Origin of the sequence: Corynebacterium lipophilum, assembly GCF_024102595.1 — a bacterium.
GTDB classification, from domain to species: Bacteria; Actinomycetota; Actinomycetes; order Mycobacteriales; family Mycobacteriaceae; genus Corynebacterium; species Corynebacterium pseudogenitalium.
This window is the reverse complement of record NZ_JAEUWV010000001.1, coordinates 53,782-76,945: the sequence shown is the minus strand read 5'-3', so window position 1 is coordinate 76,945 and position 23,164 is coordinate 53,782. Positions and strand designations below refer to the sequence as shown.

The 23,164-nt window shown below is 60.7% G+C and carries 21 protein-coding genes; 7 read left to right on the top strand and 14 right to left on the bottom strand.

Features of this window, described 5'->3' with window-relative positions; translation table 11 throughout:
* Positions 1 to 25 precede the first annotated feature (25 nt).
* Complete coding sequence (locus JMN37_RS00345) at positions 26 to 1,063, top strand: GTP pyrophosphokinase (protein ID WP_070362242.1); 1,038 nt, start codon at positions 26 to 28, stop codon at positions 1,061 to 1,063.
* Here the strand turns inward: JMN37_RS00345 and JMN37_RS00340 are convergent.
* Genes JMN37_RS00340 through JMN37_RS00330 form a run of 3 tightly spaced genes read right to left on the bottom strand, consistent with a single transcriptional unit; the run spans position 1,060 to position 2,344 of the window.
* The gene (locus JMN37_RS00340; RefSeq protein WP_071572478.1) at positions 1,060 to 1,446 is read right to left on the bottom strand and encodes an RNA-binding S4 domain-containing protein; all 387 of its coding nucleotides are present in this window, start codon (positions 1,444 to 1,446) and stop codon (positions 1,060 to 1,062) included. The two genes, JMN37_RS00345 and JMN37_RS00340, sit on opposite strands and share 4 nt — an antisense overlap.
* 9 nt (positions 1,447 to 1,455) lie before the next feature.
* Positions 1,456 to 1,689 carry a hypothetical protein gene (locus JMN37_RS00335; protein WP_070362240.1) on the bottom strand — a complete coding sequence of 78 codons (234 nt, stop codon included), beginning with the start codon at positions 1,687 to 1,689 and terminating at the stop codon, positions 1,456 to 1,458.
* 10 nt (positions 1,690 to 1,699) lie between these two features.
* Positions 1,700 to 2,344, bottom strand: coding sequence for an IMPACT family protein (locus JMN37_RS00330; protein WP_252930766.1), 645 nt, complete (start codon positions 2,342 to 2,344; stop codon positions 1,700 to 1,702).
* Positions 2,345 to 2,401: 57 nt separating this feature from the next.
* Between JMN37_RS00330 and treZ the strand changes: the two genes are divergently transcribed.
* Positions 2,402 to 4,186 (top strand): malto-oligosyltrehalose trehalohydrolase, encoded by a 1,785-nt coding sequence (treZ, locus tag JMN37_RS00325; RefSeq protein WP_252930765.1) that lies wholly within the window; start codon positions 2,402 to 2,404, stop codon positions 4,184 to 4,186.
* Here treZ and ilvA read toward each other — a convergent pair.
* Positions 4,170 to 5,459 carry a threonine ammonia-lyase IlvA gene (ilvA, locus tag JMN37_RS00320; RefSeq protein ID WP_252930764.1) on the bottom strand — a complete coding sequence of 430 codons (1,290 nt, stop codon included), beginning with the start codon at positions 5,457 to 5,459 and terminating at the stop codon, positions 4,170 to 4,172. The two genes, treZ and ilvA, sit on opposite strands and share 17 nt — an antisense overlap.
* Positions 5,460 to 5,653: 194 nt before the next feature.
* Between ilvA and JMN37_RS00315 the strand changes: the two genes are divergently transcribed.
* Both JMN37_RS00315 and JMN37_RS00310 read left to right on the top strand, forming a co-directional pair.
* Positions 5,654 to 6,094 carry a hypothetical protein gene (locus tag JMN37_RS00315; protein WP_252930763.1) on the top strand — a complete coding sequence of 147 codons (441 nt, stop codon included), beginning with the start codon at positions 5,654 to 5,656 and terminating at the stop codon, positions 6,092 to 6,094.
* A 36-nt stretch (positions 6,095 to 6,130) separates the two neighbouring features.
* Positions 6,131 to 6,505 (top strand): hypothetical protein, encoded by a 375-nt coding sequence (locus JMN37_RS00310; RefSeq protein ID WP_070362235.1) that lies wholly within the window; start codon positions 6,131 to 6,133, stop codon positions 6,503 to 6,505.
* 80 nt (positions 6,506 to 6,585) lie between these two features.
* On the opposite strand, the gene JMN37_RS00305 is transcribed toward JMN37_RS00310, so the two are convergent.
* The 8 genes from JMN37_RS00305 to lspA form a co-directional block, all read right to left on the bottom strand.
* Complete coding sequence (locus JMN37_RS00305) at positions 6,586 to 7,794, bottom strand: cobalamin-independent methionine synthase II family protein (RefSeq protein ID WP_252930762.1); 1,209 nt, start codon at positions 7,792 to 7,794, stop codon at positions 6,586 to 6,588.
* Positions 7,795 to 7,895: 101 nt separating this feature from the next.
* Positions 7,896 to 11,459 carry a DNA polymerase III subunit alpha gene (dnaE, locus tag JMN37_RS00300; protein ID WP_252930761.1) on the bottom strand — a complete coding sequence of 1,188 codons (3,564 nt, stop codon included), beginning with the start codon at positions 11,457 to 11,459 and terminating at the stop codon, positions 7,896 to 7,898.
* A gap of 56 nt (positions 11,460 to 11,515) precedes the next feature.
* Complete coding sequence (locus JMN37_RS00295; protein ID WP_070362232.1) at positions 11,516 to 12,796, bottom strand: ABC transporter permease; 1,281 nt, start codon at positions 12,794 to 12,796, stop codon at positions 11,516 to 11,518.
* Positions 12,793 to 13,506, bottom strand: a complete 714-nt coding sequence (locus tag JMN37_RS00290; protein WP_070478973.1) for an ABC transporter ATP-binding protein — start codon at positions 13,504 to 13,506, stop codon at positions 12,793 to 12,795. The genes JMN37_RS00295 and JMN37_RS00290 overlap by 4 nt, the downstream gene beginning before the upstream one ends.
* Before the next feature lie 186 nt (positions 13,507 to 13,692).
* Positions 13,693 to 15,207 carry an efflux RND transporter periplasmic adaptor subunit gene (locus tag JMN37_RS00285; protein ID WP_252930760.1) on the bottom strand — a complete coding sequence of 505 codons (1,515 nt, stop codon included), beginning with the start codon at positions 15,205 to 15,207 and terminating at the stop codon, positions 13,693 to 13,695.
* Positions 15,208 to 15,436: 229 nt separating this feature from the next.
* Positions 15,437 to 15,973, bottom strand: coding sequence for a hypothetical protein (locus JMN37_RS00280; protein ID WP_252930759.1), 537 nt, complete (start codon positions 15,971 to 15,973; stop codon positions 15,437 to 15,439).
* The gene (locus tag JMN37_RS00275) at positions 15,966 to 16,856 is read right to left on the bottom strand and encodes an RluA family pseudouridine synthase (protein ID WP_252930894.1); all 891 of its coding nucleotides are present in this window, start codon (positions 16,854 to 16,856) and stop codon (positions 15,966 to 15,968) included. Before JMN37_RS00275 ends, JMN37_RS00280 begins: the two co-directional genes overlap by 8 nt.
* Before the next feature lie 44 nt (positions 16,857 to 16,900).
* On the bottom strand, positions 16,901 to 17,413 hold the full coding sequence (gene lspA / locus JMN37_RS00270; RefSeq protein WP_252930758.1) for a signal peptidase II: 513 nt from the start codon (positions 17,411 to 17,413) through the stop codon (positions 16,901 to 16,903).
* Positions 17,414 to 17,485: 72 nt separating this feature from the next.
* Between lspA and JMN37_RS00265 the strand changes: the two genes are divergently transcribed.
* Both JMN37_RS00265 and JMN37_RS00260 read left to right on the top strand, forming a co-directional pair.
* Positions 17,486 to 18,418, top strand: coding sequence for a DUF6263 family protein (locus JMN37_RS00265; protein WP_252930757.1), 933 nt, complete (start codon positions 17,486 to 17,488; stop codon positions 18,416 to 18,418).
* A gap of 34 nt (positions 18,419 to 18,452) precedes the next feature.
* Entirely contained in the window at positions 18,453 to 20,150 is a 1,698-nt protein-coding gene (locus JMN37_RS00260; RefSeq protein WP_252930756.1) for an ABC-F family ATP-binding cassette domain-containing protein, read from the top strand.
* A 7-nt stretch (positions 20,151 to 20,157) separates the two neighbouring features.
* On the opposite strand, the gene JMN37_RS00255 is transcribed toward JMN37_RS00260, so the two are convergent.
* Entirely contained in the window at positions 20,158 to 20,748 is a 591-nt protein-coding gene (locus JMN37_RS00255) for a WKL family lipoprotein (RefSeq protein ID WP_070363472.1), read from the bottom strand.
* A 130-nt stretch (positions 20,749 to 20,878) separates the two neighbouring features.
* On the opposite strand from JMN37_RS00255, the gene JMN37_RS00250 reads away from it, so the two are divergent.
* Positions 20,879 to 21,790, top strand: a complete 912-nt coding sequence (locus tag JMN37_RS00250; RefSeq protein ID WP_252930755.1) for an asparaginase — start codon at positions 20,879 to 20,881, stop codon at positions 21,788 to 21,790.
* Here the strand turns inward: JMN37_RS00250 and JMN37_RS00245 are convergent.
* The gene (locus JMN37_RS00245; RefSeq protein WP_252930754.1) at positions 21,779 to 23,164 is read right to left on the bottom strand and encodes a DNA polymerase IV; all 1,386 of its coding nucleotides are present in this window, start codon (positions 23,162 to 23,164) and stop codon (positions 21,779 to 21,781) included. The two genes, JMN37_RS00250 and JMN37_RS00245, sit on opposite strands and share 12 nt — an antisense overlap.

The following is a 23,164-nucleotide window of genomic DNA, read 5'->3' as shown; positions in this document are numbered from 1 at the left end:
CAACGGTGGGTACACTGTTGTGCCGATGAACACGAAGCACAATGACACAATCGCGCAACTCGGCAACACCTACTTCGCGTGGCTACGGCAACACGAAGGGGTTGCCGAGGAGTTTCGTCATGCGCTCCACGAGCTTATGATCGACGCCGGTATCAACTTTGACCGCGTCGATGTGCGTATCAAAAGCTGGCCTTCGCTGAAAGAGAAAGCTAAGAAGCGTCGTGGTGGAAAGATTGTGTACCCGGACCCGTGGAACGACATCCGTGACCTCATCGGGGCCCGTATCACCGTGATGCATTCCACCGAAATACCAGCAGTGCTTCGCTTGCTTGCGGATCAGTTCGACGTGCTTCGTAGCGTGGACAAGGCGCAGGAGACGAGGGTGTCGGGCACGTTCGGATACGGCTCGCACCACCTGGTGCTCCAGGTAGGTGAGCATAACGAGGAGCTCGAACACTACCGCGGGCAAGTCTTCGAGGTGCAAGTACGGACGGTGCTACAGCACGCGTGGGCGGAGTTCGAGCACGATGTGCGCTACAAGCGCTCTCACGGCGAGCTGGACCCACAAATTGATCGCGCGTTCACGCTCGCAGCCGGGCTTATCGAACTTGCGGATCAGCAGTTCGACCAAATCGCAGAGCTGTCCAACCCGCAAAAACAGAGCCCGAGCGCTCCCGATACCGCAGCGGCATTGGCACCAGAGACGCTCCCCGGCGTGCTCACCGTGATCCTTGGGGCGTCGTTTCCCCTGTCCCGCGTTGATGATTACAGATTCTTGCACGAGCTACTCAGCGCCGACGGCATCGAGACAGTCTCTGCTCTCGCGGAGTTAGCGAACCCGGCAGACATCGAAGCCGTGCAGAACACGCTGCAGACGCGGTTCACCCCAGGCCAAGTCAGGCTTGTCGACGACCTCCTGCTGAACAAGTACGGGCAGGAGCACATCAACCGCACGTGGGAAAGCGGAAACCGGCCATTACTACGCAAACGCAAACTTACACGCAGGCTCACCCAACTCCGTGAGGGCGGCGCCCCGCAAACAAACTCGGGCGAGAACGCCTAGAAGCTGTTGCGCCCCCGCAGGCGGTCGAGCTGCCTGCGCTCTTTCTTCGTCGGCCGACCTGCCCCACGATCCCGTACGGGCAGCGCACCAAACACCTCCGATGTCACAGGAGGTGGGGAGTGGTCTACATAGCAGGTCGTGGCGATTTTCGCTCCGGCGCGCTTCTGCAGCGTCTGGGTGACTTCCAGGTCAAGGTAGCGATGGTCCTTCCACACCTTGAGCCGATCCCCTGGCACGACCTGTGCTGAGGGCTTGACTGCTTTGCCATTGAGCTTGGCATGTCCGGCGCGAACCGCCTCTGCGGACAACGAGCGCGTCTTAAAGATGCGGACAGCCCAGAGCCAGACGTCGATCCTCGTCGCGGTGGTATTTGGGCTAGTCATCGTGCTTGTTTAGTAGTTGTCGTGATGGTTTACGATCTTTTGCACCTTGCTCCAGTTGATATAGCCGCCAACCACGCCAATGACAAGGCACACGATAAACAGTTGCCACGAACCGGCAATCAGGCCGAGCGCTACACCAGCGCCGAGGCCACCGCCGGCCCACACGACTGCGTTCTTGGAGTAACGGCGTACCGCCTGCTTGCGGGATTCAATCGGATTCGATGGACGAGGCTGCATAGTCATGGCACACAGTTTAGCGTGCAGATTCAATCCATTGGCGACCTGCTTCTTCTGCCTCCGCGCGGCCCTGGGTGCTCGCTGCGAGTTGCGCGTCGAGTGCTTCGCGTTGTCCGGGGTCGTGCGCCAGCGTGTACGTGGCGGCGGCACCGTACTCGACGTTGACAATGTCAAAGCCTGCGTTGCGCAGCTCGGCCTCGATGCGACCTGCCTCCGCGTGCGGCAGATCGACGCGCACGAGTTCCTTTGTACTACGCAGCACCCGCGGTACCAGTGGAAGCGTCTGGCCAACGGAATCCGAGTAGGCGTGGACCAACCCACCGGCGCCCAGCTTGATACCGCCGAAGTACCGGATGACCACCGCAGTGAGGTCGAGCATCCCTGAACCGTGCAACATATCGAGCATCGGTTTGCCTGCGGTGCCGGAGGGCTCACCATCGTCAGATGAGCGCTCGACGGGCAGGGCGTCGTCGACGTGCAGGATATATGCGGAGCAATGGTGACGTGCATCCGGGTAAGTCTCACGGGCCTGCTGGATCAGGGACCGTGCCTCGGCTTCACACTGGGTGCGGCCGATCCAAGTGATGAATCGGGATCGTTTGATCTCGATTTCGTGGGTGGTGATGTCACCGGCGGCAGGCAGTTCGTACGATGTGCGCATAGTGCTTCCACTCTAAATCCATTGCGACGGTTATGGTACTTCCATACAGTTGGTGGTATGTCTAGCAAGCAAACTCCGATGCCCGAACAATTTGGGGTGTGGGCTCCGAACGCGCGCGCCGCGCGCCTGCACCTCCACGACAGCGAAGGGCCCCGCACGCTCGAGATGCAGCGCGACGATGCCCGCCGGGACTGGTGGGTGGTTCCACGCGAAGTCGCAAATCCTGAGGTGGGAGCGCGCTACAGCTTTTCACTACTGCGCAACGGCGAGTGGTCACAGCCTCTTCCCGACCCGCGATCACGCTTCCAGCCCGAGGGCGTCCACGGACCATCAGAGGTGACCAGCAGCACGTTCGATTGGACGGATGATTCGTGGGAAGGCATCGCACTTCGCGACCAAGTCCTCTACGAGCTCCACGTGGGCACCTTCACGCCACAGGGGACGTTCGAGGGAGCCGTCGAAAAGCTTGATTACCTTGCCGAACTTGGCGTCAACTCCATCGAGTTGCTGCCGGTGCAGCCCTTCGCGGGTGCCCGCAACTGGGGCTACGACGGCGTGGACTGGTTCGCCGTGCAGGAATCGTACGGCGGCCCCGAGGGCCTCAAGACCCTTATCGACGCTGCTCACGCCCGCGGTATCGCCGTCATCCTCGACGTGGTGTACAACCACTTCGGCCCCGAAGGTAACTACAACGGCAACTTCGGTCCGTACACAACCGCAGGGCACACCGGCTGGGGTGACGTGATCAACCTGTCCGGTGCCCACTCGGATGAGGTCCGCGCATATGTACTCGACGCCGTGCTCCAATGGCTCGACGAGTTCCACGTCGATGGCCTGAGACTCGACGCGGTGCAGACCTACGACGATCGCCTGGCCTTCTCCATCATGGAGGAAATCAAGAACGTCGCCAACGAAGTTGAAGCTTCCACCGGCATCCCCCGCACCATCATCGCCGAATCGGAGCAAAACAACCCACGGCTCCTCGAGTCCCCGGAGCGCGGCGGCTACGGGCTCGACGCACACTGGCTTGACGACGTCCACCACGGGATCCACACGCTGGTCACCGGCGAGCGTGCCGGGTACTACGCCGACTATGGCACGCTCGAAATCCTGGCGGATACACTGCGCAACGGTTACCGCTTCCGCGAGGACTACTCCGTGTACCGCCAGCGTACCCACGGCAAGGCGCTCGACCTTGACCGCGTCGCACCGTGGCAGATGGTCACCTACACCACCGACCACGACCAGACCGGAAACCGTGCGAAGGGTGACCGCCCGTCGCAGTATCTCAGTGCGCGCAAGCAGGTCCTCAAGGCGGCCGTCGTACTCTTATCTCCATTCAGCCCGATGCTTTTCATGGGCGAAGAGTTCGGTGCACGCACGCCGTTCCCATTCTTTGTCTCCCACAGCGATCCACAGCTCCTGGAAATGACCCGCCAGGGGCGCATGAACGAGTTCGCCCGCATGGGGTGGGACTCCTCAGCCGTCCCGGATCCTGCCGCGGAGGAAACGTTTACCTCCGCGAAGCTCGACTGGAACTTCGACGAGGAGCAGCTCGAGATCCTCAGCGCGTACAAGAAACTCATCGAGCTGCGCAAGCAGTACCCGATGGCGCGCGACGACCTTCGCCAGCTGACCGTAGATCACGGCCCAGCCCAGGGCGCAGACGACGCGTGGCTAACCATGGGTGACCAGGCAGTGCTGGTGGCAAACTTTGGGTCGGAGGGCACCGTCGCCCCAGTGGGCGGAACCCTGCTGTACACCTTCGGTGGCGCCGAGGTCTCCGCCGACGAAACCCGCTTAGAACCGTGGGCATTCGCCCTGGTTATGCCGACACAATAAAGTCATACTCTGGTGTGCCTGGGAGGAGGCGTCGGCAATCAATGACCGACGCCTCCATCCGCTCAAGCAACGGCTCGAGGTCGCTAGCGCAAGAAAGCTCCAGGCCAACCAGTGCGGCACCGGTTTCCTTGTTGTTCTTCTTCAGGTACTCGAACAAGGCGATATCGTCGTTAGGTCCAAGGATGTCGGTAAGGAACGTGCGCAGCTGCCCTGGCTCCTGAGGGAAGTTCACCAAAAAGTAGTGCTTCAGTCCGCGGTGCACAAGCGAACGCTCCATGACCTCTGCGTAGCGCAACACGTCGTTGTTGCCACCAGAGATGATGCACACCACCGTGCTGCCCGGCTGCAGCTTCATCTGCGATAGTGCCGCCACAGACAGCGCGCCCGCAGGCTCCGCGATGATGCCCTCGTTTTGGTACAGCTCCAGCATCGACGTGCACACCGCGCCTTCTTTGCAACGCAGCAGGTGCGTGCGAGCAAGGTTTTCCTCAATAACAGCGAACGGGAAATCGCCGGTGCGCTTCACAGCCGCGCCATCCACGAAGGACTCAATTTCGTTGAGCGTCACAGGGTGACCAGCCTCCTGGGCGGCCTCAAGCGACGGTGCACCCTCGGGCTCAACGCCTACGACCGCAGTGCCAGGCACCATGTCGGACACGTAGGAAAGCACGCCAGCCAGCAAGCCTCCCCCGCCGACTGGCACGAAGATGGTGTCCAGCTCGCGGCCCATAACTGACAACTGCGACACGATCTCCGCCGCAACTGTCCCCTGCCCGATGACGGTATCACGGGCGTCAAAAGGCTCAACCATGGTTGCACCGCGCTCAGCAGCGTCCTTGCGGGCGGCCTCCGCAGCGGCGTCAAACGTATCCCCCACGACGACCAACTCGATGTTTTCGCCGCCGTGCACCAGGATTCGGTCTCGCTTCTGCTTCGGCGTTGGCTTCGGCACAAAAATCTTGCCCTGGATCCCCAACGCCCGACATGCGTAGGCCACACCCTGAGCGTGGTTGCCCGCTGACGCCGCAACGACGCCGGCTGCACGCGCCTCGTCACTGAGCCGTGAGATGCTGTAATACGCACCGCGAATCTTGTAGGAACGAACGTCTTGCAAATCTTCCCGCTTGAGGAAAATCTCGGCACCGTACTGCTGCGACAAGCGGGGGCAGTACTGCAATGGGGTCGGCTCAATCACCGCAGAAATCTTCGACTGCGCTGCTTGAACGTCCGCGGCGTGTACCGCGTGGAAAGCTGGCTGTTCCTGTTCACTCATAACAGCAAAGTGTATACCGCTGCACCACGTCTAGGTGATACTTTGCCGTAGCCAGTCCAGGCGTTCTAACTATTAAAAGCGTCAATTATCTGCTAGATTTTCTAGCAACAATTCGTGGAGACCGTAGCATTTCATTGACATTGCTGTGGTTTCGCCTCGAATTCCTATCCTTTCAAACAACTTCAGGAGATTTCATGAAGCGCATTTCCACCGTTGCCGTTGCCGCCGCAACCGCAATCTCGTTGACCGTCGCCCCTGCGTTCGCAGAGGAGAACGCCCCAGCGAAGGACACCACGGCTCCAACCGCCGAGCAGACCCCTGGTGACACCAAGGATCAGAACACCCAGGAAACCCCTGACACCGGCAAGGAGTCCGACAAGAAGGACGAGGAGAAGCCAGGCGAGACCGAGAAACCAGGCGACAACAACACGAATCCTGGCACCAACAACAACACGAAGACGTCGGGCAGCTCTAAGGGACACGCCCTCGGCGCTTTCGCAGGCATCCTCGCTGCGGTCCTGACCACCGGCTTGATCGTCCTGTCCGACCCGACCGGCCTCAACAAGCTCATCGACATGGCAAATGCTCAGTTCCACCTGGGCCTCGGACACGTCCACGTGCCGAAGGTGTTCTAAGCTTCACCACTACTTCAGACAAACAGGGAGTTGAACGTGAATACACGCTCACTGGTCGCTCTTGCCATTACTACCGCCCTCGGTGGTGCTTGCCTCACGGCAAGCCCACTGATGGCACAAGAGAAGCAAGACACGCCGACCACGCAATCACGTGTTACTGCCACAGAAACAGCACCTGCTGTGACCGTGACGGTTACCGCTTCGCCAGTACCAAAGACCACGGAGCCACGAAAAGCTGAAGGCCCAAGCTCCGAAGCGATCAACAAAGGCATCATGACCGATGAAACTCGCGAGATTTTCAGCTATATCTCGGCTGGCATCGCACTCTTCGTCGGGCTGATTCAGATGATCACCGCGGCGATCAAGGCTATCCCTGGAGCGCAGGACAAACTGAAGTCCATGCTTAAGTAGCTGCGTAGCAAGTAGCGCTAAGGCCGGTGCCCATCTCTTTCCGAGGTGGGCACCGGCCTTAGCGCTTCTGCTACTTCCGATTAGCCAAACAGATGGCGCGTCGCGATCTCTGCGCCCTTCACCAGTGATTCCAGCTTCGCCCAGGCGATCTGGTGGTTCAGGCGCCCACCCAAGCCACAGTCTGCCGAAGCGATAACGTTTTCTGGGCCGACGACCTCGGCGAACTGAACGATCCTATCCGCAACCAACTGTGGGTGCTCGACAGCGTTCGTGCTGTGCGAAATGACACCCGGGTAAATAACGCTGCCCTCTGGCAACGCGTGGTCCTGCCAAACGCGCCACTCATGCGCGTGACGCGGCGATGCCCCCTCGAAGGAAAAGCCGCCAACCTCTGCCCGCAGGATCTCCTCGATAATGTCACCGAACGGTACGTCGGTAACGTGCGGGCCGTGCCACGAACCCCAGCAAATGTGCAGGCGAGTCAGTTCCTTCGGCAAGTCGCGGATGGACTCATTGATGGCGTCGATACGAATACGCAGCCACGCACGGTAGTCTTCCAAGGTCGGCTCGGGATTAATCTGATCCCAGGATTCTGCAAGGTCAGGTGCGTCGAGCTGCACGGTCAAACCGGCGTCGGTAATTGCCTTGTACTCGTGTGCCATCGCAGCAGCACACGCCTGTACGACTTCTTCGTCGGTGTTGTAATACTCATTCTTCAGACGGGCGGCGGAGCCTGGCGAAAGCGCTGCGACAAACCCCTGCGTGGCACCGGCGCGATCCATGGAGCGCTTCAGCAGCGCGACGTCCGTCTCAACTTCCTGCTGGCCAATGTAAGTAATCGGACCCGTGAACTTCGGGTTACCAACCTTCGCACGGCCAGTGAAAATGCCGGAGTGTGGGTCGGAGTACGCCTCGGAAAAGAGTGCGCGGTCGCGACGATCTGAGAAGCTGGTCAACTCAATGTTTCCAGGTGTGGAACGCTTGATCTCCTGCGAGGCCCAGCGGTCCTCGTCGGTCATGGTCAGTCCACCAAGGCGAGAGAAAGAGTAGTTCCACCAAGCACCGTAGTCGACTGCGCCAGAGGTGATGTGACCGTACTCGCCCTCGTTGATGATGTCGATGCCCAGGTCAACCTGGCGCTGCACGACCTCGTCGATCGCGCGCTCAAGGATCTCCTTGAAGTCCTCGTCGTTGATTTGCTGCTCCGAACGAAGTTGGTTCGCTTCGAGCAGCTCAGGGGTGCGCGGCAGGGACCCAACGTGTGTTGTCAAAATCTTGTGCTCGGACATATATTATGCTCCACTCATTCGCCTCTTAGCTGGTATTGATTCCAACGACAGAGTGTAGCCAAGCCGATTTTCACACTGGGGAATATATTCACTCCCCTCCACTAGCCGAGGATCCCAACCCCCATCGTCGCCTTCAGATCGCCCATCAAGCTCGCTGAACGCTCCACCCGCAGATGGTCGCCTAACACCATCATTTGCGTCTCGTCGCCATGTACAAGGTTCAGGTACACATCCGAGTCGCCCGGGTTGTTCTGCAGCACGCCCTTCAAACGCTGGATATTATCCACAGTGCACTGCTCGGTGCGCAGCGTGAGACGCAGTGGCAGCCCAGCACCGTTGCCTGGGCCCAGCTCCGGCGTTTTGACGTCGTCGCCGAACAGGCTCATGCGTTCGTCACGGATCGAGACGTGCGCCTTCACAAGGATGATATTGTCTTCCACAATTTGTGGCGCAACCAGCGAATACACCTTGTTAAACAGCAACACGTCAACGGAGGCGCCGTGGTGATCCTCAATCGTGACGATCGCCCAAGGGGAACCGTCCTTCTTCGAGAAACGTCGGTCGACTGAAGAGATCAGACCGCCAATCGTTACCTCGGCGCCATTTCGCAATTCGCCGGAGAGGATCGTCGTTAACTGAGTATCGGTCTGTGCGTCAATTGCTTCCTCGAAGCCGTCAAGCGGGTGGCCCGAGACATACAAGCCCAGCATCTCACGCTCGAGAGCAAGTTTGTGTTTCTTGTCCCACTCCTCATCCGGGATCTGCAGCGCAAACGCGTTGTCAGCAGCAACAGCGTCGTCACCTCCGAAGGAGGCGAACAGGTCGAACTGCCCCTTGTCAGCAGCCTTCTTCGTGGTAAGCACAGAATCGACGGCATCCTCCTGGATGAGCATCAATCCCTTGCGCGGGTGCCCAAGCGAGTCGAACGCACCGGCCTTAATTAGAGATTCAGTAATTCGCTTATTACATGGCAGTAGGTCAATCTTGTCGAGGTAGTCAGAGAAGCTCGTGAACTCGCCCTTCGTCCGGCGTGTCTCCTTAATCGATTCAACAACTTCGACGCCGACGTTACGCACCGCCGCGAGGCCGTATCGAACGTCCTCGCCAACAGCCATAAAGTTCTCTTCGGAAGCATTAATATCTGGCTGGAGCACGGAAATGCCAAGGTGGCGGCAGTCGGAAAGGTAGATCGCCGACTTGTCCTTCTTATCGCCCACCGAGGTCAACAACGCTGCCATGTACTCAGCGGTGTAGTTCGCCTTCATGTACGCCGTCCAGTAGGACACTAGCGCGTAACCTGCAGCGTGAGACTTGTTAAACGCGTACGAGGCGAACGGCTCAATAATCTGCCACAGTGCGTCCATCGCGCTCTTGGAATAGCCATTGTCCTGCATACCCGACCAGAACTTCTCGTACTGCTGCGCCAGCACCTCTGGCTTCTTCTTACCCATGGCCTTACGGAAGCCGTCTGCCTCACCAGCGGTGTAGTTCGCAACCTTTCGGGAGATCTCCATGATCTGCTCCTGGTACACGATCAAACCGTAGGTTTCGTCCAGGATGTCCTTCAGTGGCTCCTCAAGTTCCGGGTGGATGGCCGTAATCGGCTTGCGGCCATTCTTGCGGTCCGCGTAGTCCCAGTGGGCGTTCATGCCCATCGGGCCTGGGCGATACAGTGCAAGCGAGGCGACGATGTCCTTAAAACCAGTCGGGCCCATGCGCTTGAGCAGCTCTTGCATGCCACCCGAGTCCAGCTGGAACACGCCAAGCGTATCGCCGCGAGAGAGCAACTCGTATACCTTCGGGTCATCAGTACTCAACGACTCAAGGTCGACGGTCTCGCCGCGGTTCTTCTTCACGTTTTCCAGTGCGTCGCCAAGCACGGTGAGGTTTCGCAGGCCAAGGAAGTCCATCTTCAGCAAGCCGATGGCCTCACACGCTGGGTAATCCCAGCCAGTAATGATCGCACCGTCGGCAGGCCGCTTCCACATCGGGATGTGGTCCATCAAAGGCACCGACGCCATAATCACGGCACAAGCGTGCACGCCCGCCTGGCGCACAGTACCTTCAAGGCCACGCGCAGTCTCGTAGATGCGGGCTACATCCGGGTCAGTCTCAATCATGGAGCGCACCTCGGTTGCCTCGTTATAACGCGGGTGTTCCGGATCCGTAATACCTGCCAGCGGAATGTCCTTCGCCATGATCGCAGGAGGCAGCGCCGCGTTAATACGGTCCGCCATCTGGAAGCCGGGCTGGCCGAAGTTCACCTTGGCCGAGTCCTTAATAGCCTGCTTCGTCTTAATCGTGCCGAAGGTAATCACCTGCGCGATCTTGTCCTCGCCCCAGCGCTCTGCAGCGTACGTGATCATTTCCCCGCGGCGGCGGTCGTCGAAGTCGATATCAATATCAGGTGCCGACGGCCTCTCCGGGTTCAAGAACCTCTCAAAGAGCAGGCCATGCTCCATCGGGTCAATGTTCGTGATGGTCAGCGCGTACGCCACAAGCGCACCCGCCGCGGAGCCACGGCCCGGCCCGACGCGAATGCCGACCTCGCGAGCATGCTTGATCAGCTCGGCAACGATGAGGAAGTAGGACGGGTAGCCCTTCATATCGATGACGTCGATCTCGTAGTTCGCGCGCTCGATGTACTCCTCCGGCACCTCCCGGCTCTCGAAGCGCGCCTGCAAACCACGCATCACTTCCTTGCGCAGCCACGTTGTTGGGGTCTCCCCTTCCGGCACGTCAGCCACCGGCATCCGGTCGTGCGGATGTTCCTCCCACAGCTCGCTGTAGTCACCGACACGCTCCGCAATCCACAGGGTGTTATCGCAGGCGTCAGGCACCGTAGAGTCCCACAGGTCGCGCATCTGCTCAGCTGACTTGATGTAGTAGCCGGTGCCGTCGAACTTAAAGCGGTCCGGGTCCATCAGCGTCTTGCCGGTCTGCACACACAACATGGCCTCGTGCGCCGGCGCCTGGGACTCCAGGACGTAGTGACAGTCGTTCGTCACCAGTGGTGGAAGGTCGAGCTCCTTGCCGATGCGCAGCAAGTCATTACGTACGCGCTGCTCAATATCCAGACCGTGGTCCATGAGCTCGAGGAAGTAGTTATCACGCCCGTAGATGTCCTGCCACATCGCCGCGGCCTCAAGAGCCTCACGGTACTGGCCAAGCCGCAAACGGGTTTGCACATCACCCGACGGGCACCCCGTGGTGCCGATGATGCCGTCGGCATGTTCGGCGACGAGCTCCGCATCCATGCGCGGCCACTTACCAAGCTGCCCCTCGTACGAAGCCAGCGACGAGAGCTTGAACAGATTGCGCAGGCCGGTCGCGTTTTCTGCCAGCATCGTCTGGTGCAGATACGCACCGGAGGCGGATACATCGTCGCGCTTCTGGTCAGGGGTGCCCCACAGCACGCGCTTCTTATTCAGGCGCGACTCCGGCGCCAAGTAGGCCTCGATGCCAATGATCGGCTTCACCCCCGCGTCCACCATCTGGCGGTAAAACGCGTTCGAGCCGAACATATTACCGTGGTCAGTCATGCCCACTGCGGGCATGCCCTGGCGCACGACCTCCTCCGCAAGCATGTCAACTTTCGCCATGCCGTCGAGCATCGAAAACTCGGTGTGGTTATGCAGGTGGACGAAGGAAGATTTTTTGGCCATGCGCTTCATCTTATCCAGACTTCGGACACGGCCAAAAGAGCCAGCAACCAGCGAACTTATTCGTAACGCAAAGCATCAATAGGCTGCATCTTTGCAGCCTTCGCGGCCGGATAGGCACCGAAGAAAATACCGGTTGCCAGCGAAAACCCGAGCGCCAGCACAATTGCGCCGAGCGGCGGCCAAGTAAAGGCATCGAATGCGGCCGTCGCGATCATGCCAATCGCCCCGCCCAGAATTACACCGATGATGCCGCCAATCAGGCACACCAGCATCGCCTCGACGATGAACTGTGTACGGATATCGCTTTGCTTGGCGCCCAACGCCTTGCGCACACCGATCTCCCGCGTGCGCTCAGTGACGGTGATCAGCATGATGTTCATCACACCGATACCACCGACCAGCAAAGAGATACCGCCGATCGCGGAAAGCACCGTCGACATGATGCGGAATACGCTCGTCAGCTCTTCCAAGCTCGAGGAAAGATCCACCACCTCAATGGTGTAATCCTCGTTATTGGCGTACCAACGGTCCATGTAGTGTTGCAGGTCGGCCTGGAAGGTCTTCGCGTCTTCATCCGGCGCCGATTGCACCGAAAATGACGTGAACCAGTCGCTGTCAAGCCCAACGCGATCTGCAGCGGTGAGCGGGATATAGATGTCCGCAAACTGTTCTGCGGCACCAAACATTCCGCCGCCTCGGGAATCTTCCTCGCCATCGAGCACGCCCACGATAGTGAACACTGCCGGCTGGTCGTCTACAACCACATCGATGCGCTTGCCCAAACTGGCTTGGGCGTTGCCGTCGAAGAGGGCGTCGATAAGCGAGGGGCTCACGACTGCGAGCGGCCGGTGCCCATCGATGTCATCCTGGGAAATCTCGCGGCCGAACTGCACTTCGATGTTTCGCACCTTCATCGAGTCTGCAAGGACCGGCTTGACGTTCGTGGACACAGTTGTGTCATCGGAGACCACTTCCCCACTCGTGGAAACATCGATGTCCACGCCCTGGATACGGTCCCCAAATGCCTGACGCAGCTCATCGAGCTGCTCGGGAGTGACTGCGTTGCGCTCATCGGATGGTGGCGCGTAAGAAAACGCCGCGAAGGGATCCTCGGATGCATCCGCGTCATCGGGACGCTCATGCACCATCACCGGGTGCGTCGTAGTGCCGACGCCTTCAAGCCCCGACATCACCTGGCGCTCCAGACCACGACCCAGCGTCATAATAATGACCACTGCCATAATGCCGATAATGATGCCCAGCAGCGTCAGCAACGAGCGAAGCTTATTCTTGCGAAGCGACGAGGAGGCAAGCTTGATTGACTCTCCTACGTTCATGGCCTCGCCCCCAGTGGGGCGCGAACCTGCGCGATGCGCCCGTCCATCATCTCTACAATGCGGCCAGTTTCTTCTGCCAACTCAGGGTTGTGCGTGATGAAGACGATGGCTTTACCAAGGTCGTCGTGCAGCTCATGGAAGAGATCCATCACCATGCGGCCCGTCTTGGAGTCAAGCGCGCCTGTGGGCTCGTCGGCGAGTAACAGGTCAGGGTCGTTGGCAAGGCTGCGAGCAATTGCCACGCGCTGCTTCTGCCCACCCGACAGTTCGTTCGGGTTATGGTGCAAGCGGTCGCCCATGCCCATCATGTTCAGAAGTTCAGCGGCGCGCTCCTCGCGCTCTTTCTTATCGACGCCCGCATACATCATTGGCATCGCCACATTTTGCAATGCGTCGATTCGACCAATCAGATTGAAGTTCTGAAAAATGAAGCCGATGTTCTGGCTACGGTACGCGGCCAGCTCATTGTCCGACTTGGCGTACACCGGCTCGCCGTTGAACGCGTACGCGCCGTCTGTCGGCCGGTCGAGCATGCCAACCAGGTTCATCAGCGTCGACTTGCCGCAACCCGACGGGCCGACGATAGAGACAAATTCGCCCTGTTCTGCATGGAAGTCGATGCCATGCAGCACGGTCAGCTCGCTGGGCTCTCCGACGTTGTACGTCTTGACGATCCTGCGCATGTCAATGAGCAGACCGCTCTTCGACATCGCCTCTTGCCCTGCAGGTGTGTGCAGTGCTGGTTGTGGTTGCGCAACTGGCTCCGCCGGCGTTGGTACTTCGAGCTCCTCCGTCGAAGGCTCGGCGGCCTCAAACAACTCGTCGAACTCTGCGTCGGTGGCATCGTCCTGTACGCGTTGTCGGGAGTGCTTTCGGAAGGGATTCCGTGCCATCGCCTACCCCTCCTTTTCCGCTGGCGCGGAAGACTTCGGCGCTGCAGAAGACGTCGCCGGAGTGGTTGGAGCGGCACTGCCTGTCGGCTTCTTGTCCTTTGCGTCCTTTACCTGCTCAGGATCAAAGTTTTCATCGTTGACCTTCACCGTGGAGCCAACCTTGTCCTTGAAGTTCTCAGGCCAGTTGATCACGATGTCGCCGGGCTTGAGCTCGCCCCCCGTGACAGCGACGTCAACGTCATTCTTCGCACCGGTCTTGACAGTGCGCTCTTCTACGACGCCGCTGGTGTCGCCGGGGTTCTCCGTTGCGAGCACCAAAATCTTGTTCTCGTCATAGACGGCGTCGCGAGGAATGTTGATGGAGTTCTTCGCCTCTTCAGTGATAATTTCAGCACGCACACTGCCACCGAGCAGCAGGCCTTCCTTATCCCCGGTGACTTCGATTTCAACCGGGAACGTCACTGAGGACCCGCCACCGCTGCCACCTGCGGACATCGCTGCTGCAGCCTCTGCCCCACTACCAGCACTCGCGCCTGTGGAACCGACCGGGGAAACTCGCGTGACACGTCCGGTGAACTTCTTCTTGCCAGTCGCTGTCGACGTGAACTCAACGCGGTTGTCTTGCTTGATCGCCGGGACGTCGGCCTCGCGCACACTCGCGCGGATCAACAGCCGGGAGTCGTCTGCGATGCCAAGCACGCGGCCCTGCGGGATATCGCCTACCTGCACGTCAACATTGGTGACTACGCCAGCCATCGGAGCATTAATCGTCGCTTCCTGCACTTGGAGCTGCAGCGTACCGTCGTCGTCAGTGGCTGAAGCATTCTCTGCTGCACGCCACGCGGAGTCAACCTGTGCTTGCAACTGCTGGCGCTCCTGCCCGGCTTGAGCCTTGGCGGCCTCCAGCGCGGCTTGTGATTCCTGGAGGGCAGCTCGAGCCTGCTCCACGCTCAGCATTGGGGCAGCACCCTGGCCACCACCCGGGACTGCACCCGGCGCGGCCGGGGCTGCAGGGGGTGCCGTGCGGATTCCGTGGCCGGAACCGCCTGGCAGACGGGAGGACAAATCGCCGGCCATCTTTTGAACGTGGGCTGCGATCTTCGGCGAAGCGATCATCCGCGGGCCACCCTGCGCGGCAAGCGCAGCATCAAGCGCTGCCTGCGCTTGATCCACCTGCGCTTGCGCCTGCGCCACGGCCGGGTTGGATCCGTTTGCCATCGCCTGGTCGTACGCGTTGAGCTGACTCTTGGCCTGCTCAACGCCCTGCATTGCTTCTGCCTGGGCGCTCGCTTGCTGCTTTTCCTGCTTCGCCAGTTGGCGCTGCAGCGCGTCGGTGTTCATCTGCACCAAGAACTGGTCTTTCGCGACGCGGTCACCGGGCTGGACTGCGAGTCGCTCCACCTCGGACTGCAGCGGGGTCGTGATGCTGACAGAGCGAATCGGCGCGATGTTGCCGTTGACCACGATGCTGTTGGTGAGGTTTTCCTCTGCAGCAATCGTGTAATCTCCGGCGAGCAAACCATCGTGCCCACCGTCTTCACCACCGCCAATAGCGCCACACGAGGCTGCAAATAACGCTGCAGTTGTAGCCAGCGTGACACCCACAATTCGCGTTTTCGAAAAACGTTGACGTTGCGGGCTTCGGGCGTTGACTCCAGGATCGGAAACCAATGTCTCTCCTCGTGTTGTTTTCCGCGCATCATTTGGGCGCGCGTATAGGTGCAATCCCGGAAAACTATACACGCCTTCACTGTGCGTCTACGAAACTTACGGGCCGGATTGCGAACGCGCCCCATACCGCGTCAGCTGGTAAAACTTCCACAGAAAACACATCGTTCACATCATTCACATCAGCCAAATGGGCAACAGTGTCGTAGACGACTGCGCCTTCAATGTGTGCTGAGACTCCTCGGAATATTTCGGCGCGCGACGCTCCGGGCGCAGGCTCTCCGACTGGATTCGCACCTAACTTGGTGATCACGGCATTCACACGCCCAATCGGGCGTAGCACTGCGTCTGCTTCTTCTGGGTCTAAAGGATGGCTAAACGATACAAGCGCGAAATGAGCCTGTACACCTGCCCGCGCTGCCTCCTCGAGGCTCTGCTCCGCGCGCGCCGCGTACGCCTGCGCCGTCTCACCTTGTTCCACCCCAAGGGCATCCCCTTGCAGCACAGGTTGCTCCGGTGGATTATTGACGCCAACAAGGTAGCAGCATCCGTAAAGCACAGCACCGGCGAGCAACGCCGCAATTGCGCCCCGCCACACCTTTGCCTGGTTAGCCACGGTTCGCCGATCGCAACATGTCCAAGGCGTGCTGCAGGTCGTCGGGGTAGGGAGATTTCACCGTCATTGGCTTTCCGGTACTTGGGTGGTCGAACGTCAAGCTGGTGGCGTGCAGCCACTGGCGGTTGAGCGCAAGTTTGGCGGCAAGGTTCGGGTCACACCCGTACATTGGGTCGCCGACGCACGGGTGCCCTACCGAAGACATGTGGACACGAATCTGGTGCGTGCGCCCTGTTTCCAGATGAACCTCAAGCAGGCTTGCCTGGCGAAACGCCTCGAGCACCTCGTAGTGCGTAATACTCTGGCGCCCATCCGCCGTGACAGCAAACTTCCACCCCGCCGACGGATGGCGCCCGATCGGCGCGTCAATCGTGCCAACAATCGGGTCAGGCAGCCCCTGCACCACCGCGTGGTACGTCTTGTGCACTGTTCGCTCCTTGAACGCACGCTTCAGCACCGAATAGCCACGCACACTATTTGCGACAACCATCACTCCGGACGTGCCGACGTCCAATCGCTGCACAATCCCCTTACGCTCCGGCGGGCCGGCATCTGGCAGCGTGAATCCCATCGCTTGCAGTCCACCGACCACAGTTGGCCCCTCCCAACCCAGTGTTGGGTGGGCGGCAACGCCTACCGGCTTGTCCACGGCGATGACGTCCGCGTCGTGGTAGATCACGTCGAGTCCGTCGACGTGCTCGGCCACAGGCTCCGGCGCGCGCTTCGGCGGTGGCAGCGTGGCCTCCAGCAGGGCGCCCGCAGTAACACGATCGGATTTCTGTACTGGGGAGGCGTCGATAAGTACGCTGCCGTCGGCGATCATCTCTGCCGCAACACTGCGCGAGACCCCAAAGAGCTTTGCAATTGCCGCGTCAACGCGCATCCCCGACAGCCCCTCAGGCACCGGAAGCGCGCGAAACCCCGTACTCACGACCGCGCCTCCTTTGCGAACATCGAGATGACGACGACGGCCACCCCGATGGTGATGGCGGCGTCGGCAAGGTTGAACACTGCAAACGAACCGATGGAGATGTAGTCAACGACATGGCCGAACCAAAAGCCCGGATCGCGCGCGAGCCTATCGATGAGGTTGCCAAGCGCCCCTCCCGCGATCAACGCCACCCCAAGTGTCTCCCACCTGCCAGCAAGGCGTGGGGCATAGATCAACGCACCGATAACGAACGCAAGCTGGATCGTCGTGAACAGCCACGTCGAGTTCTGCCCCATCGAAAAGGCCGCGCCAGGGTTAAACAATAAATACAGTCGAGCCCAATCACCGATCACTGGCACGGGCTCACCGGGTGTCAAGGATGTCACCATAATCTGCTTGACTACTTGATCCACAGCAGCAACAGCGAGCATAACGCCGACGACGACAGCGAGCGAGCGACGCTTCGCTGACGCTCCGCCGCGCACACGTGATTCCTTTGAATTACCCATCGCAGATAACTGTAGTATGCAAATGCTGTAGCTTGTGAAGTTGTGTTGTACTCCGCTCATCCCAAAAGTTCATTGTTCGGCCCTCTGACCATCACCGCCGCGGTTTTTGTGCTCACTGCATGCAGCGCCGAGGAGCCGGATCCATTCGCTGACATTCCCGAGTTCGCCGTTGAGTCACCAGTCGTGCAGGTACTTTCACAAGGACAAAACCCGCAGGTGTGGAAGTACGAGGACGGCGCATCAGCAGACAGCGAAACTACGGCGCCGCAGCGGGTCGCGCTGTCGCACGCGATTGCGCAGTACCCCGGCGAGGAGGGCTCGGAGCCGGTCATCGCGCGCGAGCACGAGCGCGACACAGTCACGCTGACCGTTTCGACGCACACTACAGAGAGCAACAACGAGGGTGCTGTGCGCCAGGTAGACCTTGTCGCAGAAGGGTTAGAGCACTCGGATTTAGCGATGCAGAACAGCTTGACGTCAAACGAGGGCTTCCAGATGCGCTGGCACAGCGACCCTAGCGGCACAGTATCGGCGGTACAACTGATGCCTACGGCGGATTCCGATGAGGAAGGCCGGGCCATCGCCGAGCAGAACTTGCTCGAGTTGATGTCGTGGCAAGTTGTCTTCCCGGATGAGCCAGTCGGCGTAGGCGGCTCGTGGAAAGTTGAGCAGCGAGGACTTGGTGCCTCGGACATGCTACGGACCACCACGTACACGCTGGAATCCGCACAGGACGCAACACTCGAGCTGAAAGTAGATGTCCAGGAACGCCCGCTGAAGCGATCCATCACGATTGATAACGAGGTCGCTGGCGCCCTAGACGGCACGACGCTGCACGTGGTGAGCAACACTTCGCACTCGGAGGGCTCGCTGACGGTGGACCTGCATTCGCCACTTCCGGTGGGCGGTTCTGTGCTTACCGCTACGCGGCTTGTATATGGCAGTGACGAAGCCGATACCCGTGTGGCCCAAGACACCACGAGCGTTGTGGACTATAACGTATAAGAGACGGCCCACATTTGATGACGAGGAGCATCCCATGACTGCCCCACTGCATATTGGCCTTGACGGCATTTCGTTTTCGTACCCAGGCGGACACCGCGTCCTCACTGACATTTCTTTCGCGGTGCCATCCGGGTCTGTCACCGGGCTCATCGGAGAGAACGGCGCCGGCAAATCGACGCTGCTCGGCATCATCTCCGGAGAGCTGAAACCCGATGCAGGGGTGCTTATCACTCCCCCGATCACGGGCTTCATCCCGCAGGAAACCTCGCTGCCGTTCAGCGAGCCTGCCCAATCACTTATCGACGAAGCCGTCAAAGAGCTTCGCGCTGTCGAGGAAGACATCTCAACCTTTGCGCAGCGCATGGTCGACAACCCAGACGACCAGGAGGCGGCCGACGCGTACGACCGGGCGTTGTCCCGCGCAGAAAACTCAGGCGTGTGGGAGTTAGATGCCCGCATCGCTACCGTGTTGGCTGGCCTCGGCCTTGCGAACGTCGACCTGGCCACCCCACTGGGCGAGATGTCTGGCGGGCAACGCCGACGGTTTGCACTGGCCACGCTGCTGCTACACCCGGTGGACGCGATGGTGCTCGACGAGCCGACCAACCACCTCGACGACGAAGCAGTCGACTTCCTCATCGGCGAGCTCGAGGCATTCAAGGGTCCAGTGCTCGCCGCGTCGCACGACCGCTACTTCCTCGACACCGCCTGCGACGGCATCGTCGACCTCGACCCTGGCTTGGGCGCCGAGGGCGGCTTCGGCGAGGAGACCCGCCAGGGCACCCGCTACCGTGGCGCGTTCAGCGACTACCTCAAGGCCCGCGAGGACCGACGCCGCCGCTGGGAAAGCGACTACGCAGCGCAAGAGCACGAGCGCGCCAGGCTTGAGAAGGCCGCTGAGCAAACCGGCGAGGACATCTTCCACTCCCAAGAAGCCTCTTCTGACATCCGAATGGCGGCAAAATACCAGGCGGACCGCGCGGCGAAAACGGTGGGCAACCGCAGGCGCTCGGCGTCGCAACGCCTCGAAGCGCTTGAGCGAACGGAGATTCCGGAGCCACCGGCGCGGCTGCGCTTCCGTGGCCTCCCGCCGCATACCGCGACCTCGCTTGGGCTCCCGGCGCTGGTCACCCAGAACCTCTCCGTTCCTGACCGCCTCGCCCCACTGAGTATCAAAGTGCAGCCCGGCCAGCAGCTCCTCGTCGAAGGCCCAAACGGCTCCGGCAAGTCCACGCTGCTGAAAATTATCGACGGACAGCTGCGCGACTACGAGGGCGAAATCATCATGCCGGAAGAGATGACCGTCGCGCGCCTCGAGCAGGACGACACGTGGACTGACCTCGACAAAACCGCGGCCGAAGTGTTCGCGGAGCTCACCCCAGAGGGTGTGCCAGACCTCGTAGAAATGGGCCTGATGACCGAGGAGCAGGCGGCGAAGAAGCTCGACGACCTCTCGCTCGGCCAGCGTCGCCGCGTCTCACTGGGCATCATCCTGGCGTGCCCGCCTGACCTGCTGCTGCTCGACGAGCCGACAAACCACCTCTCGCTCGCACTGGCCGAAGAGCTGGAGCACGCCCTGCTCGCGTTCGAGGGCACCGTCATCATCACCAGCCATGACCGTTGGGTGCGCCGCCAGTGGCACGAGCGCCAGGCCAAGAAAGACGCACGCGCCAGAACTCTGACTCTCGCCACGTTGTGGACTGAGGAGCTCTGGCGCGCGGATAAGCAGTAGTGTCTGCTTAGAGGTTCGGTGCCTGCTGGTAGCCTTCCGCAGGCTGCTCACCTGGCTGCTCTTCAGCCGGGGCTGCCGGCTGCGGAGCGGAGCTCTTGCACATCTCTGGCACCTGCTCAGGCGGCAGGGTGTTGTTGATCAGGGTGCATGCCCAGACCTGAGAAAGCTTCCACACGCCGTCTTCGAAGACGAATTCCACGTCCTCCGCGAGCTGCGGCTGGGAGTCGGGACGGGTGAAGCTGACCGTTGCCAGAACGGTATCCGGGGTGTAGCCAGGGAGCACAGGCGGTACGACCTGGAAGTTCGCGCCGGACTCCTCCTGGGACTGCGCCATCACGTCGAACAGTTCAGGGACGTTCTCTCCACCCTGGACTGTGTTCACGCGCTCCTCAATCGGCAGGCTTGCATCAGTTGCGCGCATGAGCACTGCGTTGAGTTCCTCAGCGGTTGGCTGCTGCGCGGCGGGCGCGACAGACTCGCTGGTGGCCTGCGTTGCCGTGGTCGCGGGATCATCCTGGCTGTTGTCGCCAGAGCATGCGCTCACGCCGAGCCCGAGGCCCAGCGCGGCGGCGACAGCTACGATCGGTGCTGCTTTCACGATTTCTCCTTGAAGCATTGTCTTCAGCGGCTCACGGTCACAGTTAGCGATCCGACACCGCTCTAACCTTGCCAACGTTACCGGCGTTTTTACCTTGGCACCAATACGCCACTCTGGCACGCTGTGAGTTATGGAATCTTTCGTACTGCTCATCGCCACCGGTGGCACCATCGCATGCACCACAAACTCTGAAGGCGCACTCGTTCCAAGCCTTAGCGCTGAAGACCTCGTCCACTCCAGTGGCACCACCGAGCCCGTCCGCGTGTATGACGCGCTGCGTCTCGACTCGTCCGCGATCACCTTCGCTGACATCGACAAGCTTCGCTCCCTCACTGCACAAGCACTGCAAGACCCGCAGATCAGTGGCATCGTAATTAGCCACGGCACCGACTCCATGGCGGAGACCGCATTCGCACTCGACATCGTGCACGACGACCCCCGCCCTATTGTGCTTACCGGTGCCCAGCACGCCGCCGACCACGAACACCCCGACGGCCCCGGGAACCTCGCGGGCGCAATTGCCGCCGCCGCAGATCCGCTTCGACGCAACAACGGCGTACTCCTCCACTTCGGCGGCGCCACCCTGCCCGCCCGCGGGCTGTTGAAGCGCGACACACACGCCCTCGAAGCCTTCACCTTGAGCAGCGAACGCCCACTTCCCCGCCCCGCAGCACTTGCCTGCACGCCATTGGCAGCCATTCACATTCCCATCCTGCGCGCATGGCCCGGCGCGGACGGCGAGATCGTGGATGCCGTCACCAGTATGAACCCGGATGGCATCGTGATCGAGGCGCTCGGATCCGGCAATGTTGGCCCCGGCATGGGTGAGGCAATCGCCCGCGCACTCGATTCGGGCATCCCCGTCGTAATCACCAGTTCCGTACCCTACGGCGAGGTCACCTTCGCCTACGGCGGCACCGGTGGTGGCGCTACCCTCGGCTCCCAAGGGGCGATCGCCGCGGGGTTCCTACGCGCTGGTCAGGCGCGCATCGCGCTCGCGACAGCGCTGGCCAACGGCGTGGATCCGGCGTCAGCGTTCTGAGTCGAGCCAGTCCTGCCACGCAAGGGAATCCACCGGGTCCGCTGGCTGGAGCTTGGGGTCGTCGATACGCAATGTGTGCATCTTCCCAGGTCCCGTGGCCCTCGTTTCAAAACGCACGCTCACCCAGCCTTTGCCCGCGCCTTGGACCCAGCCGTGGCCGAAGTCCTCGTGGTAAATGTCCTGGGTGGCGCGCCACACGCCGTTGGTAGGCCCGTCGTATAGCTCGACTGCAACATCGCTGCTGGCCACGTGGTCGCTGACCCCGGATTCGTAATCACTGTCAGCGGGTACAGGCCGGATGATTTCCTGGTCTAGCTCCGGAAACAGCACGTCCTGCAGCGCATCTTCGAGTCCTGAGTAGGACACGCCTACGAGCCGGATCGGGCCGACCTCGTCCGGGTAGCGCACGATGCGAAACGCCGTCGCGCGCAGTGTCTCCGCATCGTCAGTGGCGTAAGGCAGCGTCGCAGAACGCGACTCAATGCGGAAGTCCGCCATCCTTAGCTTCACCGTCACAGTCCTCGCACCGCGCCCATCTTTCAGCAAGCGCCTGTGCGACTCCTCGGCGGCGCGCTCGACCGCGGCGTCAACCTCGGCCGCAGTGGTCAGGTCCTGGGGAAAAGTGTGCTCGGAAGAAATCTGCTTCGCCACGGCCCTCGGCGCCACCGGACGATCATCGTGCCCCCGCGCCAGCTGCCACAACTGCTTCGCGACGACCCCTCCGAGCGCGATATCGACTTCCTTCTCGCTCAGCGCCGCGAAGTCCCCGATCGTTTCAATCCCGGCCTGCGCAAGCTTCGCCTCCGTGACAGGCCCAACGCCCCACAACTCGTTGACGTTCAGAGGGTGCAGCAGCGCTTCCTGCTGTTCGTGAGGCAAAATGTACACCCCGTCGGGTTTTGCCAGGCCCGAGCCGATCTTCGCGTATTGCTTACCACTGCCCGCACCAATCGAGCTTGGCAAGCCTGTCTCATCCTTAATGTCTCCACGTAGCTCGTTGGCCCACTCAAGCACGGTCTCCGGATTCGCTCCCGCGAGCTCCTCGGGCTCCATGAACGCCTCGTCGATAGAGAGCTGCTCCACGACGCTGACCCTGCGCTCAATGATTTCAAACACGCGTTGCGACGCCACCTTGTACACCGGGCGCCGCGGGGCAACGAGCACCGCTCGCGGACCCACCAGCTTCGCAGCTTGGTGGGTCGGCATTGCGGAACGCGCCCCATACTTGCGGGCTTCATAGCTTGCGCCCGCGACAACGCCCCGCCCGTTGACACCAGCAACGAGGACGGGGCGTCCACGTAACGTTGGGCGTGTGAGCTGCTCACAGGATGCGTAGAACGCATCCATGTCGATGTGCAGGACCCAACGTTTCAT

Coding starts and splice junctions, on each gene's coding strand:
- JMN37_RS00345 (WP_070362242.1), top strand. CDS start 26: ATGAACACGAAGCACAATGACACAATCGCGCAACTCGGCAACACCTAC.
- JMN37_RS00340 (WP_071572478.1), bottom strand. CDS start 1,446: ATGACTAGCCCAAATACCACCGCGACGAGGATCGACGTCTGGCTCTGG.
- JMN37_RS00335 (WP_070362240.1), bottom strand. CDS start 1,689: ATGACTATGCAGCCTCGTCCATCGAATCCGATTGAATCCCGCAAGCAG.
- JMN37_RS00330 (WP_252930766.1), bottom strand. CDS start 2,344: ATGCGCACATCGTACGAACTGCCTGCCGCCGGTGACATCACCACCCAC.
- treZ (WP_252930765.1), top strand. CDS start 2,402: ATGTCTAGCAAGCAAACTCCGATGCCCGAACAATTTGGGGTGTGGGCT.
- ilvA (WP_252930764.1), bottom strand. CDS start 5,459: ATGAGTGAACAGGAACAGCCAGCTTTCCACGCGGTACACGCCGCGGAC.
- JMN37_RS00315 (WP_252930763.1), top strand. CDS start 5,654: ATGAAGCGCATTTCCACCGTTGCCGTTGCCGCCGCAACCGCAATCTCG.
- JMN37_RS00305 (WP_252930762.1), bottom strand. CDS start 7,794: ATGTCCGAGCACAAGATTTTGACAACACACGTTGGGTCCCTGCCGCGC.
- dnaE (WP_252930761.1), bottom strand. CDS start 11,459: ATGGCCAAAAAATCTTCCTTCGTCCACCTGCATAACCACACCGAGTTT.
- JMN37_RS00295 (WP_070362232.1), bottom strand. CDS start 12,796: ATGAACGTAGGAGAGTCAATCAAGCTTGCCTCCTCGTCGCTTCGCAAG.
- JMN37_RS00290 (WP_070478973.1), bottom strand. CDS start 13,506: ATGTCGAAGAGCGGTCTGCTCATTGACATGCGCAGGATCGTCAAGACG.
- JMN37_RS00275 (WP_252930894.1), bottom strand. CDS start 16,856: ATGCGCGTTGACGCGGCAATTGCAAAGCTCTTTGGGGTCTCGCGCAGT.
- lspA (WP_252930758.1), bottom strand. CDS start 17,413: ATGGGTAATTCAAAGGAATCACGTGTGCGCGGCGGAGCGTCAGCGAAG.
- JMN37_RS00260 (WP_252930756.1), top strand. CDS start 18,453: ATGACTGCCCCACTGCATATTGGCCTTGACGGCATTTCGTTTTCGTAC.
- JMN37_RS00250 (WP_252930755.1), top strand. CDS start 20,879: ATGGAATCTTTCGTACTGCTCATCGCCACCGGTGGCACCATCGCATGC.
- JMN37_RS00245 (WP_252930754.1), bottom strand. CDS start 23,164: ATGAAACGTTGGGTCCTGCACATCGACATGGATGCGTTCTACGCATCC.